The organism is Pantoea sp. S61, assembly GCF_016625145.1.
Taxonomy (GTDB): Bacteria; Pseudomonadota; Gammaproteobacteria; order Enterobacterales; family Enterobacteriaceae; genus Pantoea; species Pantoea rwandensis_B.
Genome location: NZ_JACVUO010000001.1, coordinates 277612 through 295709 on the forward strand (window position 1 = coordinate 277612; position 18098 = coordinate 295709).

Sequence of the window (18098 nt, forward strand, 5' to 3'; positions counted from 1 at the left end):
ACTTTTCTTACTGCCTGCCGCATAATTTTCACCTCAGCCACCATGGCGCTTTATCTCAGTCGCTTACGGAGTTACCCATGCAATTCGATCCTCACCAACATCGCTGCACCCTCATCATCGACAACCAGTTACCGACCGGGCTGGCGCTGAATGCAGCCAGCGTCATCGGTATCAGCTTTGGCAAGTTGGTTGATCATATCGTCGGCCCGGATTTGCAGAGTGAAGATGGATTCAACTATCCCGGTGTGATTTATGCTCCCCTACCCGTGCTGCTGGCGGAAGGTGGCTATCTGCGTGAACTGCAAAAGGTAAGCAACGCGGACCCAGAGATCTTCGCCATGCCGTTTAGTGCGCTGGCGCAGTCTTGTAAAACCTACGAGGAGTATGGCGAGCGAATTGCCAGCGCCCACAGTGACCATATTGAGCTGGTTGCGATTGGTCTGATTGGCCCCAAAAAGAAAATTACTGGTTTGACGGGGAATCTTAAACTGTTCCGCTAGATTTCCCGTTGAGCGGCAAACCATGCGGGCGGTTGCCCCACATAACGGGTGAAGGCCACACTAAACGCACTGGCGGAACGATAGCCGACGCGTTCTGCGACATCCGCTACCGCCATATTTTTGCCGCGCAGTAAATTTTTGGCCAAAGCCATGCGCCAGGTGAGCAGATAGACCATCGGCGCTACACCCACTGCTGCGCGGAAACGCACAAAGAATGCCGAACGGGATAACGCGGAAACTTTGGCTAATTGCGCCACAGTCCAGGGATGCGCCGGGTTGGCGTGAATGTCGCGGATGGCCGCCGCCAGGCGTTCGTCGGCTAAACCGCTCATCACGCCAGGGCAAGCATTGCAAATTGGCATTGAACGCAGCGCCTCGATCAGCAGCAATTCCAGCAAGCGTTCCAGTACCACATGGCGAGCAGGACGCTGCGCACGACACTCATCCATCACCAGTTGTACCAGCGTGGTTAACCGTGACTCACCGCGAATATGAATAAATTGGGGTAACAGCGAGACGATTAATCCCGCGTCTGGCGCACCAAACTGACAATAACCTATCAGCGTTTGAACTTCGGCAGGCTGTTGCTGATCGCCGATCCAGAATTCACCGGGGCTGAGCATTTCCGGCAATGTTTCAGGTGCATCGTCTTCGGGTGGCTCGGCACTGCTCATACAGAATTCCCACGCTGCCGGGATCAGGACAAAATCGCCCTGCTCAAGCGGGATCGGTTCATGCCCTTTCATCTTCAACTGACTGCGCCCAGCCAACACCAGGCAGTAAAATGGCTGTCCGGTTTCACTGCGATTTACGCGCCAGCGGCCATTGGCGCGTGCACGTTTTGAGAAGGCCGCCTGAGGTTGCAGCAGTGACACTATCTCAGCAAGGGGATCGATCATTATGGACTCCTGCGAATGAAATGTGGACTTTGCATTGTAGTGAGTCCATCTCACTGACTCTATAGTGAGCCTCTACCCAATGCAATGCAGGAGTGAAAAATGAAAACGATCCTCATCACCGGCTGTTCTTCTGGCTTCGGACACGCCACCGCGCTCTATTTCCTGGAACGCGGCTGGAAGGTGATTGCCACTATGCGTCATCCTCGCCCGGCGCTATTCCCGGCTTCGGAAAATTTACGTTTATTGCCGCTGGACGTTTCTAATGCAGAAAGCATCAATCGGGCAATCGCGGACGCAGGCGAAATCGACGTGCTGGTGAACAACGCCGGGATTGGTGTGCTGACTTCACTGGAAGGCACGCCGATGTCCACCGTACGCGAAGTGTTTGAGACTAACACGCTGGGCACTATCGCCATGACGCAGGCGGTGCTGCCTCAGTTCCGCGCCAAACGCAGCGGTACGGTGATCAACGTGACGTCCACCGTGACGCTGAAATCCCTGCCGCTGCTGGCGGTGTATACGGGTAGCAAAGCCGCCGTCAACGCGTTTACGGAATCACTGGCGCTGGAGTTGCAGCCGTTTAATGTTAATGTGCGGCTGGTGTTGCCAGGCCTGGCGCCCACCACCGATTTCGGCAAGAATGCCATGCCGCGCATGGAGGAAACCTTCCTCGACGCCTATCAGCCTATGCTGGATGGCATTATGGCGGGCATGCACCAACCGCAGCCTACCACCAAAGCCGACGATGTCGCCGCCGCGATATGGCAAGCAGCCACAGATCCCAACGCACCAATGCGCATTCCCGCCGGGGAAGATGCGGTGGCATTGGCCCGCGAGAGCGTTTGAGCATAAAACCTGGTTAATAGCTTACGGCTTGTCAGTTAAGCGACGGGTGATAACGCAGTCTGGTGCGGTTCAGAGGGGTTCTGACCCGCACTCCGGCATTCTCACCCACACGAAAATAACTGCCATTTTTAACAGTGGCAGCATTTGCAAAACGGCTCTTAACTGACGAGCATGCAGCAAATAGCCTGGTTCATTCCAGAGTTAGCGGTTATGGTGTTTGACTCACCCGTTAGCCCTGAAGAATGTTCGATGCAGATTCATTGTCTGGCCCAGATGCCAACTTTTTATGATCAAGTGACCCGCATGTTGCATCATGAATGGAGCGAATTGCCTAACTGGCGTGACGAGCAAGTGATTCGCCAGCGCCTCGAATCACGCAATGCCGCTGATGCCCAAACGATGACGCTGTTTGCCGCCACGCATGAAGGCGAATTAATGGCCACCGCCAGCATCATCCATTACGAATTGAGTGACATCCCCGAGCGTGAATTTTGGCTGGGTGAAGTGATCACCGCTCGCGAGCATCGCGGTAAAGGGTTGGCCAGTGCATTAGTGACCCGGCTGATTGCCGAAGCGCGAGCAAAATCGATCCCTGCACTTTGGCTGTATACGCCCGACCAACAGGCCTTGTATCGCCGCTTTGGCTGGCAGGATGTGGAACAGCGAAACATTGCCGATGAGGACGTCACGGTGATGGTGTTGAAACTGGAATAAGGAGCAATCGATGTTGATACGCAAAAATTACCCGGAACTGGGGGAAGTGAAAGCGCCTTATGTGCACGCAGTAAAGCATGGCGACACCTTATATGTCTCAGGCTTAACGGCTTTCGCCACGCCCGCGCAGCAAGGCGATATTGCCTCACAGGCTGAGGCTATCTTTCAGCAGCTACACCTGATTGTGGCTTCCGAAAATACCTCACTGAGCAATCTGATTAAAGTGACCATTTTCATCACCTCCTTTGCCCAAATTAATGATCTGCGGGCCGTACTCTTTAAGCATTATGGCCATCATCTTCCCGCCAGTTCGCTGGTGCAAATTAGCCAGCTGTTTTCACCGGATCTGAAGGTCGAGATTGAGGCGATTATCGCACTGTAACCTGTGCAAGCTGCTGCAATTCGGCTACGCCATCGCGAGCAATCCATGTTTGCAGCGGCGCGAACAGCGGCTGCGGGAGCGCTTCAGGTGCAAACCACTGCCAGCCTTCGCACTTCTCCGGTTCCATCAACTGCGGTTCACCTTGAGGATGATGTGCCACCAGCAGCAAGGTGATGTAGTGTTTGTTAGCCTCAGGGAACACATCACTGGTGAACGCGCCGTTTTGCAATTCAGTCAGCGTTAATCCCGTTTCTTCAAGCACTTCACGTCGCGCGCAGTCATCCGGAGATTCGCCAAATTCCAGGTGTCCGCCAGGTGCCGACCAGTCCCCTGCACCGTGGCTGCCCTTGCGGCGGCCCAGCAGCAGTTTTCCTTCACGGAAAATCAATACGCCTACACCGACTTGTGGTGACATAAAAACTCCTGGTTGTGTTAATCGCCCGCAATGGTACGCGTTGCCTTAAACCTTCTGCAAGCCATGGGCAGAGTTATCGCTGAGGTTTGAAGCGTACTGCCATCATCATCAAAACCACAACCCCAACGCTCATGATGGCCCATGCGCTATTAAGTGAGTCGGCGCGATCGCGAACGATGCCCGCAATCAATGGCATCAACGCTGCCAGCAAATAGCCACCGCCTTGCACAAAGGATAACAAGCCCGCCGCCTCTTCCGGGGAGTGCGCGTGATCAAGCGTCACGATCAATGAAAGCGGGAACAACGCACCAATCCCCAATCCGAGTAGCACGGTGGGCAACCACGCCAGCGCGCCGCCCAGCCACAGCAGGCTGATTAATCCCAGCAGCAGGAGGGTCAGCACCAGCAGCAGTGGAGGCCGACGATCGTGGAAGCGATGGATCAAGCCAGACACAATAAAGCCTGCCACCACCTCGGTTAACGTCAGCGCACCGAGCACATAGCCGCTGTGCTGCGGTGTCCAGCCATGCTGCATGTAAAACGGTGGCAGCCACGCCAATACCAGCGTGTAAGCCCCCGTGCCAATCCCGAAGAACACCATGAGCAACCCATTACGGTTAGTTTGTACGGGTTTGGCACGCTGATCCTTCGCAGCAGGAACGCTGCGGCGCAACATGATTAGCCACAGCAGTACCGCAACGATCGCGGGGACAACCGGCAGTGCCAGTGCCATGCCCAGCCCCTGCGCATCCGCCAACGGGGCGGCCGTTGCAGCCGCTAACGCTGCACCCGCCATGATCCCGGTGGTAAACAGTGCCATTAACGTGCCGGCCTGCGCAGCAAAGTGCCGTTTAATCAGCGCCGGCATCAATGCCTGAATTAACCCAATCCCTGTACCCGCCACCAGCGCACTGGCAAGTAGCACCTCGACATTAGGAACAGCACCGCGAAGCAGGCAAGCCAATGCCAGCAGAATCAAACCTGCGGCGATCCCGCGAACCTCTCCGACAAAACGAAGCAACCATGGCCCCGCCAGGGCTGACACGCCCATCATCACCACCGGCAAGGTAGTGAGCAAACTGAGTTGGGTAGCGTTGAGGTGTGATTCGCGTTGCAGTAGCGGAAACAGCGGTCCAATGGCCGCCATAATCGGTCGTAAATTCAGGGCGATGATGAAAACCAGTAAGGCAAACATGCCTAAAGCAGGTAAGGTACGAGTCATGTTGCATCTCCATGTGCGTCAAAAGTATCTTAACGTTAAGATACTTTGCGGCCTTTCGATAGAGGGGTGCGCACAAAGCACCACATTCGAGAGGAAAAATGACCGACCACGTTGATTATGTTATCGAGCAGTGGGCCAATGCGATGCCGGAGTTGGATGCCTCCTCAATGGCGATATTTGGCCGCATGCTGCGCATTATGAAACACCTCGCCACCCGGCGCGCTGAGGCACTGGCTTCCTTTCACTTTCGCGAGGGAGAATTTGATGTGCTCGCCACGTTGCGCCGTGCGGGTGCACCTTATTGCCTCTCACCCACCCAACTCTACAAATCGCTGTTAATCACTTCCGGCGCGATGACCAATCGGCTTAATCGCCTTGAAGAGGTGGGATCCATTGAGCGCGTGGCCGATCCTGATGATAAACGCAGCATGCTGGTTGCCTTAACCGATGCCGGTCGTGAAAAGATTGAGCAAGCCCTGCTGGTTCATACTGCGACCCAACGTGATCTGCTGGCGGCGTTGAGTCTTGATCAACAACAGCAACTGCAGACGTTACTCAGCCAGCTAATGCAGACATCAGAAGCCCAGCGGTAAGTATTTCGTCCGTGGATGTGTCAAAATATGAATTAATTCAGTGCGCTTTCCGCTATGTTAGCGCTTCTGCTTTGCCTTCTGATGGAATAAATGATGAGCACCAAATACGCCCCCTCGCAGATTTTTCTTCACTGGCTGACCTTCTTGCTGGTCGTCACAGCCTATTGCACCATGGAATTTCGCGGGTTAGCGACGCGGGGATCCTGGCAGGGCTTTGCTATGATTATTGGCCATTTCAGCGCAGGGAGTTGTGTGCTGGTGCTGATGCTCTCTCGTATCATTCTGCGTTTTCGCCATCGCAGCCCAGCGATTGTACCGAAACCATCACACTGGCAGACTGGCCTGGCGCACCTGATGCATCTGGCGATCTACCTGTTCTTTATTGTGTTGCCGACACTCGGCATTTTGTCGCGCTTTTATATGGGCCGCACCTGGTGGATTTTCGGTATTCCTATGCCGGTGAGCGGCGACCCCGATCCTGACTTTGCTGACAGCATTGCGGACTGGCATGAAACGCTCGCGCCTTACGGTTACTGGCTGATTGGCATTCATGCGGTCGCGGCACTCGCCCATCACTATCTGTTCAAAGACAACACATTACTGCGCATGATGCCATCGCGCCGCTCGCGTTAGTCCTCTCTTTTGCGCCCGGTTATGGCACTGGCCGGGCGTCCAAAAAAGCGCTGAAACGCTACGCTGAAATTGCGCGGATGTTGATAACCTACCTGCCATGCCGCCTGTGCCACCTGAAATCCCTGTTCCAGCAAGCGATGAGCGTGCTCCATGCGCATCTGCAACAACATCGCGCCCGGCGTGCAGTGAAAATGCTGCTGAAACCCTCTTTTCAACTGGTAGTCACTTAACCCTGCGGCCAGCGCCAGCGCACTCAGCGAGAAAGCATCCGCCAGATGATTGCGCATCCAGTCGCGTGCCTGTTCCAGCCGTTCAATTATCTGTGGATGCAACTTGTGAAGCGTTTCCGTGGGTTGAAGCTGATGACGATGCAATGCCAGCAAGCTGAGCGCCTGAATTTCCAGTCGCAACGGATCTTGATGCGCTTGATTGAGTTGCGCAGCGGTAGCATGACCGAATCGGCAAAACAGATGGCGTTTGAGCTGTGGCTGTAGCAATCCTGCTGCCGCTATTTCACCAAAATAGTGGCGTACATTCGCGGCACTGAGGATCAGGCGCACCTGCTGCACCCGCTCACCTGCGCGATACAAGCGCTCGCCCTGGCTGGACTGAAAACTGGTGACGGTCAAATGCCCGGCGCTGAAGGCTATTTCACGTCCGCTGATTTCCCGAAAGCGGGATTCTCCCCGCAGACCAAAGGTCAGCACCAGCTGTGGCTGCTCGTGAGTGGGCCGTGAAGACTCACAGAGCGCCTCAACGGGCCAGTAATCGGATTGCACCATGCGCATATCTTGTGACAGTTGATGCTGGCGCACATACATCTCGCCGGGTTTCTGCATCCTTTCTCCTCCCGCAGAGTTAAATCACCGTCTTGCAGACAAATGAGAATAAATTGCATTTACGCGAAAGGCTAGTCTGATGTTCACGTTACCCGCTCAGGAGATTGCCATGCGTTACCCGCTAACTACCCTCGATCAACTGCTGGCTCAGCATGCCCTCAACGGCGCTGTGGCAATAGCATTTGAACATCGCTTGTTTGATTTTCTGGCGTTACCTGCCACGGCTGCGCAAGTCGCTCAACACTACGACTGGCAACCACAGCAGGCATATCATCTGTTACGTCTGTTATGGAGTACGGAATTACTGTCGCATGAAGCTGACTGCTTTGTACTGGCGCCGAATGTGCATGCCTGGCTGTGTCACGGCAGTCGCCGCTATATTGGTGACGCCTGGCGCTATCGTCATCAGGTGTTACAGCAGTTTGCTCAACGTTTGCCACAACTGCTGACCCAGGCGGAACCCGGCTGGCAGGATCCCTTGCAAATCGATACCGCGTGGGCGGATGCCGCCTTGCACCAAATCGCCCAGGAACAGCGCGCGCTGAGCGCGGACACCGCCTGCGCAATCGCTGATACCCTGGCTGATTTTCAGCGTCCGGCGCTGTTACTGGATATGGGGGGCGGACCGGGTCTAATCAGCATTGCGTTAGCCCAACGCTTCCCACAGCTTTCGGTGATCGTGTTTGACCTGCCCCAAACTGCCACCATCGCGCAGCGCAATATCGAAAAAGCCAGCCTAAGCGATCGCTGTTGCGCTCTGGCGACGTTTCCGAAAGAGCGGCAGGTGGACATCATCTGGAGTTCATCGTTTCTCTATTTTATGGCGGACAGACAGGCGATGCTGCGCGAGTGGTTCACGCGTTTAAAGCCAGGCGGATTGCTGATCAGCGCCCATGCAGAAATCCCAGTAAATCCAGAGGAAGCACGGCAAGTGCTGCCATTCTTTACCCCATTAATGATGAGAGGTTACAACGTCACAAATGAAGGGGTATTGTGCGAGGAATTACAGCAGGCAGGATTTGCTATTGAGCGCGTCCAGCGGATGCAACCGTTTCCGATGTCGCCGCTCGATGTCATCCTGGCGCGAAAACCTAAAACGTTAAGCTAAAGCTGTCGTCCAGCAGTGCAACAATCTCGCTATCCGGTAAGCCGTTTTCCAGCGTCAGGCTGATCCAGTGCTCTTTGTTCATGTGATAGGCCGGATAGACACCGTGCTGCTGGCGCAGGGAACCGGTAATTTCAGGACGGGTTTTGATATTCATCACCTGAACCATCGGACCGTCGGCCAAACCGAGTTTATGGCTCTCAAGCGGAAACACCAGTGCAAACCATTTACGGTGGCGTGGGTGCCGCAGAACCGCGTATTCACTGTGTTTTTTCCACGGATAGTCAGGTTCTATCTGGTACGTTTGGCTGATGTGGTCGAACAGTTGCTGACGATTCATGGTGGTTCCCGATGTGTGGAAGATATTGCCGGCCTTGCCCCAATAGCACAAGGCCGCACCTTACGTTATAAGGCGCGGCCTGTTGTGACAAGCTCTTCAACTCAGACGACTATCTCAACTCAACTGAAAACGTCCCACCGTTTGCGCCAGTTGTGCCGCCTGGTCTTCCAGCGAACTGGCGGCGGCAGACATCTGTTGCACCAGCGCGGCGTTTTGCTGCGTGGTGCCGTCCATTTCATTCACCGCGATGGTGACCTGGCTGATACCGCGCGCCTGTTCATCGGATGCCACCACAATCTCACCGATGATAGTGCGCACTGAGTTCACTGCCTGGGTCATCTCCTGCATGGTCTTACCGGCGTCCTGCACCAGTTGCACACCGCTGCCAACTCGCTGGCTCGACTCTTCTATCAGCGCCGCAATCTCTTTCACCGCGTTGGCACTGCGCTGCGCCAGATTACGCACTTCAGAAGCCACCACAGCAAAACCACGCCCCTGCTCACCGGCACGCGCCGCTTCCACCGCCGCATTGAGCGCGAGAATGTTGGTCTGGAAAGCGATGCTGTTGATGATGGCGGTGATATCGCCGATCTTCTTCGCGCTATCGTCGATCTGCGCCATGGTTTGTACCACTTCACCCACCAGCGATTCACCCCGGCTGGCGATCTGCGTGGCGTTTTCCGTCAACGCCGTTGCCTGATGCGCATTGTTGGCGTTGTGTTTCACCGTGGCGGTGATCTGCTCCATACTGGCGGCCGTTTGTTCCAGTGCCGCCGCCTGTTCTTCCGTGCGTGAAGCCAGATTCAGGTTGCCGCTGGCAATTTCGCCTGCGCCTTGCCGAACGGAGGAACTGGCATCCTGGATCTGGCCGACAATCTCGCGCAGTTGGTTTTGCATGGTATGCAGTGCATAAAACAGGCTGCTGTTATCACGCCCTTTCAACGTGATGACGTTATCCAGTTTGCCATCCGCCACCGCCAGCGCAATGGTCGCGGCTTCAAGCGGTTCGCCACCAATCGGCTTCAGTACTTTACGGCTGAATAACAGGCCCAGCAGTGCACAGACCACCAGAATACTGATGACCATCAGGATCACGGCGTTGACCAGTTGATGATGCGCCGCCGCCATCACTTTGCTGACCGGCGCAACCACCCCGAGATACCATTTCTGATCGCTATTGCCGATCACCACCGGCTGCCAGGTGACCAATGCATCTTCACCCAGTAACGCGTCATGTTGTTCCATGACGTCTGAACTGTAGTGATGGGTATCGCCTTTCCACGCTTTGCTGGTTTGGTTTTTATCCGGGTAAGACACCACATTGCCCGCGCTGGATAACAGCATGGCGTAGCCCACGCCTTCCCAGGGTTTGATTTTATTCACCCTTTCCTGCAACGAGGCCAGCGAAATATCTGAAGTCACAACACCCCACAATTTCCCCTGGCTGAGAATCGGCGCCGCCACGGACGTCAGCAGTGTTGGAACACCGTTATAGGCATAGCTGTAGGGTTCAATCAGGGTGTCTTTTTGACTTTTCTGTGGTAGCAGATAGTAGTCACCCTGGCCCGGTGTAAAGATCGACGTCAGTGGGTGCATCTTGAAATTGCCTGACTGATCGCGATCAACGAAGAAGGCATAACGGCCCTTCGGCGCAGCACCCGGCTGGGTAGCGAACTCGGCGTCGCGGCCATCGAAGGCGTTTTCTTCAAAGATCACTGAAATCGACAGGTAGTCAGGATTATCGCGCAGTGCCGACTCCATGACTTTATCGGCAACCTTACGATCCTGGATCCCTGCCGCTGGCAGCGCAATCAGGCTGTGCCCGAGGTTATGTGCCACGTCTCGTGCATAGCTGAGTTCCTGCTGGATTTGCAGCGCCTGGGTATGGGCAATTTGCTGCAGGTAGTTTTCAGCCAATGACTTCTGCTCGTTGCTGGACTGCCAGCTCAAGACGCCGATGGTCACGGCAAAACCGAGGGTGATGGTTAAGGCGCCCGTCAGCAGCATCTGCGTGCGGGTGCTCATTGTTTTCTTTGATGATGCAAGTTTGGCCATTATGGCGCTCCTGGAGTTGACACTTTTTCGGTTAAAAATGAACCACTCCCTGTGCACCTACATCCCTCTGTAGAGACTATCGGCGCGCGGCGCAGGAACTTGATGGGTGAGCAGGTCGGAGCAGAGCGTAATGAGAGGCTGATTCGCCGTGGGTTGTGTGGCACGGGCGGCCCTCAGGCCGCCCGCCGGTGCATCAGGAAGCACCTTTACGTCATGAACATCCAGGTAACGACAAGCACCGTTATTTAAAGCTTTCGCTCGCGGCTTTGGCGATGGCGATTTCATTTGGGTTAGCAGAGCCGCTGACACCCACGGCACCAATGGTATTGTTTTGCCACACCACCGGTGAACCACCGCCCAGCGGGATGACGCCCGGCAAGGTGGCAATAGCCGGTTCTTTACCGTTGGCGCGATCCATGTATTTGTCTGTTGGCGTGCGATACAACGCCGCCGCACGGCCTTTCAGAATCGAAGAATCGATGCAGCCGACAGGCGCATTGTCCATGCGGTTAAACGCCAGCAGTTGGCCTGACTGATCCAACACAGCAATGCAGACGTTGGCGTTCAGCGCATGCGCTTTTTCCTGCGCGGCCGCGATCAGCTTCTGCGCATCACCCTGCGAGAGAATGGTTTGCGTCAGGGTGGCCTGTGCGGCAGCAGAACCGAACAGTGCGGCGCTCAATAGCGCAAGGGATAAAGCCTTTTTCATTGAAGTCACTCCTTAAAGGGTCGTACCGTGATGAATGCGGGCGACCTCAACGTCGCCCATAAAAGTTATTTCCGGCGGCGCAGCACAAGGATCAACGCCGCAACCACCACCAGTAGCGCAACCCCACCACCGATGATGCTTAGCACATGTGCGTATCGCACCAGCCAGCTGCCGCTTTCGCCTTTCAGCGTTTGTTCCACATCAGCCGGAGTGATGACATGCTGCGGGTTGCCAAAGTTGGTGGAGACATAGTTCGCGACTTTAGTGAGTTCGGCCTGACTAAACTGGGTGCGAAACTCCGGCATAAAGGCGTGATCGTTGCCGGTCTGGCGATCCACGCCTTCCGCGATGGTCATGATCAGGTTGGCGGGATCGTCCGACAGCACCGCTGAAGATCCCACTAGCGCGGGATAGAAGCGCTGAGCATCGTGGGTTCCGCGTCCGTCACTGGCATGGCAAGTGGCGCAGGCACCGTTGTACAGTTGTGCCCCGCTCATGGCATCGCCTGAGACATAGTCCGTGATCTCATTTTTCATGCCGGTTTCGATGGCTGACAGCGGCGTGGCCTGCGGTGCAACAGAAGGCGCTTTACGATCAGCGCCGCCGATCGCAGGCACCTGCTTCAGATAATGTGCCATTGCCTCCAGATCGCTTTGCTGCATTTTCGAGAACGAGTTCTGAACCGCTGTACCCATCTCACCTGCGGCAATCGCTTTACCGTGTAGCGCGCCAGTGCGCAGATAAGTAACTATCTCCGCTTTGCTCCAGTCACCGATACCTGCTTGTGTATCTGGCGTGATATTCGGTGCTGTCCAGCTGCCAACCTTGCCGCCGGAGAGGAAACGATCGCCCTGTTCCGCCATCATGCCGTTACGTGGCGTATGGCAGGTGGAACAGTGCGCCAGCGTACGGACCAAATACTCGCCCCGTTCTGCACTCCCTGCTGCCGCATTGCTGCCCGGCACGGCCTTGCTATCCAGGAACAGCAGATTCCACATCGCCATCACCGGACGGAAGGAGAACGGGAATGGCAGATCGGTTTCGGGGGCCGGATGATCATCGGCGGGCACGCCCAGCATCAGATAGGAGTAAAGCGCGTGGATATCCTCATCTGACAGCCCGGCGAAGGAGGTGTAAGGCATAGCGGGATAGAGATAATGATTACCCGGTGCTTTGCCTTTGCGCATCACGTCGGTGAAATCCGCCAGGCTATAGTTGCCAATCCCGGCAGTTTTCGACGGCGTGATATTGGAGCCGTAAATCATCCCCATGGGTGACTGAATCGTGTAACCGCCCGAGAAGGGTTTACCACTGTGTGGATCGCGATGGCAGGCCGAGCAGTCACCGGCGGTGGCCAGATATTCCCCTCGCTTGACCAGATCCGGCGAAGCATCCTGTGCCTGCACAGCACCGGCCAGCAACAGGCTTGCTGCAGCCAGATGTCTGATAGGTTTGCGCATCATCAGATCTCCCTCGCGATGGTATCGGCCATACGCAGCGCCAGGGCGATGCCGGTCAGCGTGGGATTCACCGTCGCAGAGGTGGGCATCACGCCAGTGGTGGCGAGGAACAGATTGGGATGATCCCAGCTACGGCAATGCGCATCGACCACCGAATCTCGCGGGTTATCCCCCATGATGGTGGTGCCCATGATGTGATACTGATTACGCCAGCCAGTCGGTGCTTCAATGACTTCACCGTTAAAGGCCTGCAGGAAGTTAGCAAAATCCTTGTAAGCCTGAGGGCGCATACCGCGCACATAATCATCAAGATGGTAATTGACGTTGAGCATCGGCAGTCCAATCGAATCTTTGCGATCGTAATTTGGCGTCACGCGGTTGGTGGGACTCGGCAGCGTTTCGCTCATGGTACTGATATTCATGATGCGCGAAGCGCGGTCACGAATCGCATCATCCAGCGCTTGACCCATCATGCCCTGTTTTAGCAGCGGCACCGTGACATCGACGTTGGGCACCAGGTTACGCAGCGAATAGCGGATCGCCGAGTGCTGTGCGCGTGTGGCTTCATCACGACGATTGGCGATGGTGCCGTGCTGCACCGAACCACGCCCGGTCCACAGCGGTTCATCGGCAAGGAAAGTCAGGCTCAGACCAGTGTGATCCATCAGGTTACGACCGACCTGATCGGAACTGTTGGCCACATCGTTCATTAGCAGCAGCTTTGGCGTTTCCAGCCCGTGCGCAGCGATGATGAAGGTTTTCGCGGTGAGGCGCGTGTCTTTGCCATCGGGCTGACGATAATGCAGCGCGACGATCTTGTTACCTGCGCCTTTCTCCAGCTTCCAGGCTACACACTCGGTGCGCAGCTGCACGCCCAGCGCCACCGCTTTATCGACATGCATATCACCAGAATACATCGCGCCAATCGGACAGATCGGCTCACAGTTGTTGTTACCCGCGCAAGCCGGACGACCATCATAAGGCCGTGACACACGCGCGTGCGGCTCATGAATCACCTGATAACCCATCGGGCCCAGTTTTGACTGCATGCGCTGCACCATATACGGCTTGGCTTCCGGCGGCAGCGGATATTCCGCTGATCGTGGTGGATAGTGACCGCGTCCTTGCCCACTTTGATCTTCATCGGCGGTCCCTACCACGCCCACTTCACGCTCGGCTTTGACATACCAGGGTTCCAGCTCGCTGTATTCAAACGGCCAGTCGCGGCCAACGCCGTACACACTTTTCAGCTTGAAATCATTGGGCAGAAGGCGCCAGCAGGCCGATGCCCAGTGGCGCGTACTGCCGCCGGCTACGCGTAAATAGCTGGTGACATACTCGAAATCGTCATCCCCTTTGGCATCGATATACCCTTCGGTATAAGAGTTTGGTGCCCACGGCAGATTCGGATAAGGCGTGCACCAGTTACGTTTACTGGCACCGTTTCGGTAGTTTTCCACCACTTTCCAGCGCGGAATATAAGGCCCTGCTTCCAGCATAATCACCGACTTGCCCGCTTTCGCCAGCTGATAAGCGGCGTTGGCGCCCAGCGCACCGGAGCCGACGATCACCACGTCAGCATCAAATTCACTCATGATGTACCTGCTCGATTCTTGTTATAGGGTATTGTGCTGCGCCAGCATCGCCTCGGCTTCCACGAGGGTTTTGGCTTTGCCCTGCACCATCAGTAACCAGGGTGCATCAGGCTGTTTAATCTGCTTTGCGGCGACGGGCGATTGATCGCCCCATTCGCGGATCAAGCCGGGCATCGGTGGCGCGATCACGCCCGGTGGCACTTCGGCCCAGTAATCACCGCCCGCCCGCGCATAGCTGGGACGAATGGTGTGGTCACGCGTCGGTTCATACATCAGCGCCGACAGGAAGGTGACGAAGTGCGCGTCATCCACGGCTTTGGTGGTGGAGGGATGGCCGGTGTAACCGAGATACCACGGCGAAATAATCGTCAACGCCGTTTTGACATCGGCATCATCAAGCTGCGCGACGATCTGCTCACGATCTTCGCTGTGCAACGCATTGAGGCGCGTCATCAGGCGCGCTAACTGAGCCGGGAATCCTGCATCCTGCTCACACAGCAGCGTCCATAATCGTTCAGTGATGCCGATATCGAGGCCACGGCGTCCGGTTAACAGTTCACTGGCGCGCAAAAGCAATGCCTGAGAGGCATCGGCAGGTGCGGCTAACAGCGGTTGCAACGGGATAGAAACGATGACCGGTGTGGCCATCATCAGCTGTAAAAAACGTCTTCTTTCCATGGCTAACCTGCTTTCAGCGCGGACAGCGCGCCCTGCGCCGCTTCCGCATCCACATTGCCATCTGGCGTGCTGACACCAATAGCGCCCACCACCACGCCGTTCACTTTCACCGGCTCACCGCCTGGCAGCGGTACCACCACCGGATTACCGAGCATGCCGACATTTCCGGCAGCGATTTTCTGCTGAAAGTTGGACGTCGGCACCCCAAAGGCGGCGGCCGAGTGCGCTTTCTTCGGCGCGAGTTCGCTGTTCGCCAGCGTGGCGCCATCCAGACGCTCATAGGCGATCAGCTGACCAAAAGGATCGACCACGGCAATCGCGCCGCCGATGTGATGGCTACCGATAATCTGTTCGGCTTTCGCTACCAGCTGTTGCGCCTGGTGATGGGTTAATACGGCAACCTGGTTAACGGGTTCGGCGGCCTGGCTCGCGGCACAGAAAAGTCCACCGCACAGCAGCACTGTCGGGAGTTTTTTCATGGATGTTGTCCTGAAATATTAAGGTTGAAGGAGAAACTCAGTGGCGTGCTAGACGTTGCTGAATCAGATGATCGAGGCTCCATTTACCGCCGCCGTTCAGACACAGCATCAGGAAACCGGCAGCGCAGGAGATATTTTTTAACCACACCATCAGGTGTGCGTGGCTGTATCCCTGATAGAACAGGAATCCCGCCAAAACCGAGAACACCGCCATAAAAATGGCGGTGAATCGCGTCAAAAAACCAAAGGCAATTGCCAGACCGCCGCCCACTTCCAGCAAGATCACCAGCGGCAGGAAAAAGGCCGGTACACCGCTGTCCGCCATGGTTTGCAGGTTGTCTGCGTAATGGGTGATTTTGTCGAGACCGGAAGCGAAGAACAGACCCACCGCCATAACGCGGCCGAGCACAGCGAGGAGATCTTTCGTATGAGTCATGATGTAACCGTTCTATTATCTAGTTGTTAATGAACCAAACGGTACACTCTATAACTTTAGTTACATTTATCATTTCGTGCGGCTAAAAAACGCCCGGCGCATGAGTTGTGCAACTTTGCAGCGCACTTTGCTCAATTCAACGACGATAAAATAACTGCAAGGTATCAGGGTGCTGAGGATGATTTTTGAAGTGGATCACACTATTTATGCGGCCTTTTAACTGGTGATATGCGGTAGAGCGCTCCGCTAACTCTACGTTTTTAACGGTTTTTTTAAGTAAAAATCCTAAAGCGTGTAGCAAAGCACAACTCCAGCCATGTGCGATCTGTTTGTTAACAAAAAAAAAACATTGTGCGGTTTGGCGTTTCAACTCGCGTCACTCGTTGTTATTCCCGATAGGAATGAATTAATAACCTTCGCAGAATATTTTTTATCGGTTGTCGATGCCAGGATGACGTAAACCCTATCGGAGAACCGACATGACTTATCGCTTTCTCGTGACCACAACGAGCCTCGGCCAGGGAGGCCGTCAACTGCTCGCTGAAGCAGGCTGTGTGGTCGATTATCTGGATGACGCCAATAACGTTGCGGAAGTTGAACTGCGTATGAGCAGCGTGGCGTATGACGCCGTCATATCGCGCACCGTTGAATTGAACGCGAAAGCCATCAACGCCTGTCCGACGCTGAAAATCATCTGCAAACACGGCGTTGGCGTCACCAATATTGATGTGTCAGCGGCTACCGAACGCGGTATACCGGTGCTGACCACGCCAGCGACCAATGCCCAGTCTGTTGCCGAGTTGACGCTGGCACTGATGCTAAATTGCGCGCGGCGTCTGCCCTATTTCCAGCAGGAAGTCGCTGCCGGACGCTGGACCCGCAGCGGCGATGGCGAAGAGCTACAGGGCAAAACCCTGGGTCTGGTCGGCTTCGGCGAAATCGGCCGACGCGTGGCACGGTTCGCGCGTGTGATTGGGATGCAGGTCGCATTTTTCGATCCTGCCGCCCCGGCTGATGGCGACTTTGAAGGTGCGCAGCGCTGTGCTTCGCTGGACGATTTACTGCCGCTGGCGGATGTATTGAGCCTGCACTGTCCGGTCACGCCCAAAACCCGCCTGATGATCAACGCGCAACGTCTGGCGCAGTTGCCCGCTCACGCCACGCTGATCAATACCGCGCGCGGCGAATTGATTGATGAGGATGCGCTGGCTGCCGCGCTACAAAGCGGACAACTGCGTGCCGCAGCGCTGGACACGGTGACAATTGAGCCGCTGGCTGCCGACCATCCGTTCCGCGCGCTCAGCAATCTGATCGTGACTCCGCATATTGGCGGTTCCACCCCGCAGGCACTGGATGCCGTTGCACAAAGTGCAGCACGCCAATGTCTGGCATTTCTTGATAACCAACAGATCAACCCATCCGCCTGCGTCAATCCGCAGGTGTTAAACCGGAGTTAACCTATGACCATCCATAAAGACTGGCCGATTGGCTATTTCATTGGTGAGCGCGGTGCGCCAATTGATGCGGGCGTGATTGATGCCTTCCGTGCACTGCCCGTGCCAAACATTGGCGACTCCATGGGACGCAGTGTCGGTGCGCTGGGCTTACAGGCGTATCACAACGATGCCAATCTGGTGCTCTGCGGCCCGGCGATCACCGTGAAAGTCCGTCCAGGCGATAACCTGATGATCCATAAAGCGATCGAAATGGCGCAGCCAGGCGATGTGATCGTTGTTGATGGGTCGGGGGATCTGACCCAGGCGTTAATCGGCGGCTTGATGCGCACCTCTGCCATCACCAAAAAGATTGCCGGTTTCGTGATTGATGGTGCCGTGCGCGATCTGAATGAATGGGCAGAAGGCGGTATTGCCTGCTGGGCACGCGGCAACACTTTGCGCGGCCCTTCCAAAGAAGGTCCAGGTGAAGTGAATACCCCGGTGCACTGTGCGGGACTGGTGGTGTCGCCGGGCGATTTGCTCGTGGCTGATGCCGACGGCGTGATTGCTATCCCGCAGGATGAGCTGAGTGTGCTGCTGCCTCGCGTGCAGCAACATGCACAGCGTGAGGAGAAGATCCGCGCCAGCAACGTAGCAGGCAACAACGATCCTGAGCGCTTCAACGCCATTCTGCGCGCGAAAGGCTGCCCGGTATAACGCTATAGCCTGAATCACCTGTGTTATCGGGCGCGGCCATCCGGC

At 55.8% G+C, this 18098-nt stretch carries 21 protein-coding genes; 9 read left to right on the top strand and 12 right to left on the bottom strand.

Translation table 11 applies throughout. The features are described 5' to 3' along the window. Positions 1-77 precede the first annotated feature (77 nt). Positions 78-500 (top strand): DUF2000 domain-containing protein, encoded by a 423-nt coding sequence (locus IAE30_RS01365; protein ID WP_200677972.1) that lies wholly within the window; start codon positions 78-80, stop codon positions 498-500. On the opposite strand, the gene IAE30_RS01370 is transcribed toward IAE30_RS01365, so the two are convergent. Continuing rightward, the gene (locus tag IAE30_RS01370; RefSeq protein ID WP_045833153.1) at positions 497-1399 is read right to left on the bottom strand and encodes an AraC family transcriptional regulator; all 903 of its coding nucleotides are present in this window, start codon (positions 1397-1399) and stop codon (positions 497-499) included. The genes IAE30_RS01365 and IAE30_RS01370 overlap by 4 nt on opposite strands. 99 nt (positions 1400-1498) lie before the next feature. On the opposite strand from IAE30_RS01370, the gene IAE30_RS01375 reads away from it, so the two are divergent. The 3 genes from IAE30_RS01375 (at position 1499) to IAE30_RS01385 (ending at position 3341) form a co-directional block, all read left to right on the top strand. After that, entirely contained in the window at positions 1499-2245 is a 747-nt protein-coding gene (locus IAE30_RS01375) for an SDR family oxidoreductase (protein WP_200537720.1), read from the top strand. 303 nt (positions 2246-2548) lie between these two features. Then, positions 2549-2959 carry a GNAT family N-acetyltransferase gene (locus tag IAE30_RS01380; RefSeq protein WP_370585443.1) on the top strand — a complete coding sequence of 137 codons (411 nt, stop codon included), beginning with the start codon at positions 2549-2551 and terminating at the stop codon, positions 2957-2959. Between the two features lie 10 nt (positions 2960-2969). Then, on the top strand, positions 2970-3341 hold the full coding sequence (locus tag IAE30_RS01385) for a RidA family protein (RefSeq protein ID WP_200677975.1): 372 nt from the start codon (positions 2970-2972) through the stop codon (positions 3339-3341). Here IAE30_RS01385 and IAE30_RS01390 read toward each other — a convergent pair. Continuing rightward, entirely contained in the window at positions 3328-3756 is a 429-nt protein-coding gene (locus IAE30_RS01390) for an NUDIX hydrolase (protein WP_200677977.1), read from the bottom strand. The two genes, IAE30_RS01385 and IAE30_RS01390, sit on opposite strands and share 14 nt — an antisense overlap. 73 nt (positions 3757-3829) lie before the next feature. Then, positions 3830-4978 carry an MFS transporter gene (locus tag IAE30_RS01395; protein ID WP_200677980.1) on the bottom strand — a complete coding sequence of 383 codons (1149 nt, stop codon included), beginning with the start codon at positions 4976-4978 and terminating at the stop codon, positions 3830-3832. 98 nt (positions 4979-5076) lie between these two features. On the opposite strand from IAE30_RS01395, the gene IAE30_RS01400 reads away from it, so the two are divergent. Continuing rightward, positions 5077-5571 carry a MarR family winged helix-turn-helix transcriptional regulator gene (locus tag IAE30_RS01400; RefSeq protein ID WP_200677982.1) on the top strand — a complete coding sequence of 165 codons (495 nt, stop codon included), beginning with the start codon at positions 5077-5079 and terminating at the stop codon, positions 5569-5571. A gap of 93 nt (positions 5572-5664) precedes the next feature. Next, positions 5665-6204 (top strand): cytochrome b561, encoded by a 540-nt coding sequence (gene cybB / locus IAE30_RS01405; protein ID WP_200537834.1) that lies wholly within the window; start codon positions 5665-5667, stop codon positions 6202-6204. On the opposite strand, the gene IAE30_RS01410 is transcribed toward cybB, so the two are convergent. Then, the gene (locus tag IAE30_RS01410; protein WP_200537711.1) at positions 6201-7043 is read right to left on the bottom strand and encodes an AraC family transcriptional regulator; all 843 of its coding nucleotides are present in this window, start codon (positions 7041-7043) and stop codon (positions 6201-6203) included. The two genes, cybB and IAE30_RS01410, sit on opposite strands and share 4 nt — an antisense overlap. A 109-nt stretch (positions 7044-7152) precedes the next feature. Between IAE30_RS01410 and IAE30_RS01415 the strand changes: the two genes are divergently transcribed. Continuing rightward, positions 7153-8151, top strand: a complete 999-nt coding sequence (locus IAE30_RS01415; RefSeq protein ID WP_200537710.1) for a class I SAM-dependent methyltransferase — start codon at positions 7153-7155, stop codon at positions 8149-8151. On the opposite strand, the gene IAE30_RS01420 is transcribed toward IAE30_RS01415, so the two are convergent. The 8 genes from IAE30_RS01420 to IAE30_RS01455 form a co-directional block, all read right to left on the bottom strand. Further along, a complete protein-coding gene (locus IAE30_RS01420) occupies positions 8135-8488 on the bottom strand; it encodes an MmcQ/YjbR family DNA-binding protein (protein ID WP_200677989.1) in 354 nt (117 codons plus the stop codon). The two genes, IAE30_RS01415 and IAE30_RS01420, sit on opposite strands and share 17 nt — an antisense overlap. Positions 8489-8602: 114 nt before the next feature. Beyond that, entirely contained in the window at positions 8603-10543 is a 1941-nt protein-coding gene (locus tag IAE30_RS01425) for a methyl-accepting chemotaxis protein (protein WP_200677991.1), read from the bottom strand. Positions 10544-10784: 241 nt separating this feature from the next. Then, positions 10785-11252 carry a heme-binding protein gene (locus tag IAE30_RS01430; protein WP_045815402.1) on the bottom strand — a complete coding sequence of 156 codons (468 nt, stop codon included), beginning with the start codon at positions 11250-11252 and terminating at the stop codon, positions 10785-10787. A gap of 65 nt (positions 11253-11317) precedes the next feature. Further along, positions 11318-12715: a cytochrome c gene (locus IAE30_RS01435; RefSeq protein ID WP_234472649.1), complete on the bottom strand. Its 1398-nt coding sequence runs from the start codon at positions 12713-12715 to the stop codon at positions 11318-11320. Further along, positions 12715-14307, bottom strand: coding sequence for a GMC family oxidoreductase (locus tag IAE30_RS01440; RefSeq protein WP_034829792.1), 1593 nt, complete (start codon positions 14305-14307; stop codon positions 12715-12717). Before IAE30_RS01440 ends, IAE30_RS01435 begins: the two co-directional genes overlap by 1 nt. 21 nt (positions 14308-14328) lie before the next feature. After that, positions 14329-14985, bottom strand: coding sequence for a sorbitol dehydrogenase family protein (locus tag IAE30_RS01445; protein WP_200677993.1), 657 nt, complete (start codon positions 14983-14985; stop codon positions 14329-14331). 2 nt (positions 14986-14987) lie between these two features. Then, complete coding sequence (locus IAE30_RS01450; RefSeq protein WP_200677995.1) at positions 14988-15464, bottom strand: heme-binding protein; 477 nt, start codon at positions 15462-15464, stop codon at positions 14988-14990. 37 nt (positions 15465-15501) lie between these two features. Then, positions 15502-15900, bottom strand: coding sequence for a DoxX family protein (locus tag IAE30_RS01455; RefSeq protein ID WP_200537701.1), 399 nt, complete (start codon positions 15898-15900; stop codon positions 15502-15504). Between the two features lie 479 nt (positions 15901-16379). On the opposite strand from IAE30_RS01455, the gene IAE30_RS01460 reads away from it, so the two are divergent. Both IAE30_RS01460 and IAE30_RS01465 read left to right on the top strand, forming a co-directional pair. Then, complete coding sequence (locus IAE30_RS01460; protein WP_200677997.1) at positions 16380-17357, top strand: hydroxyacid dehydrogenase; 978 nt, start codon at positions 16380-16382, stop codon at positions 17355-17357. Between the two features lie 3 nt (positions 17358-17360). After that, positions 17361-18053, top strand: a complete 693-nt coding sequence (locus IAE30_RS01465; RefSeq protein WP_200537697.1) for an RraA family protein — start codon at positions 17361-17363, stop codon at positions 18051-18053. Positions 18054-18098: the final 45 nt, after the last annotated feature.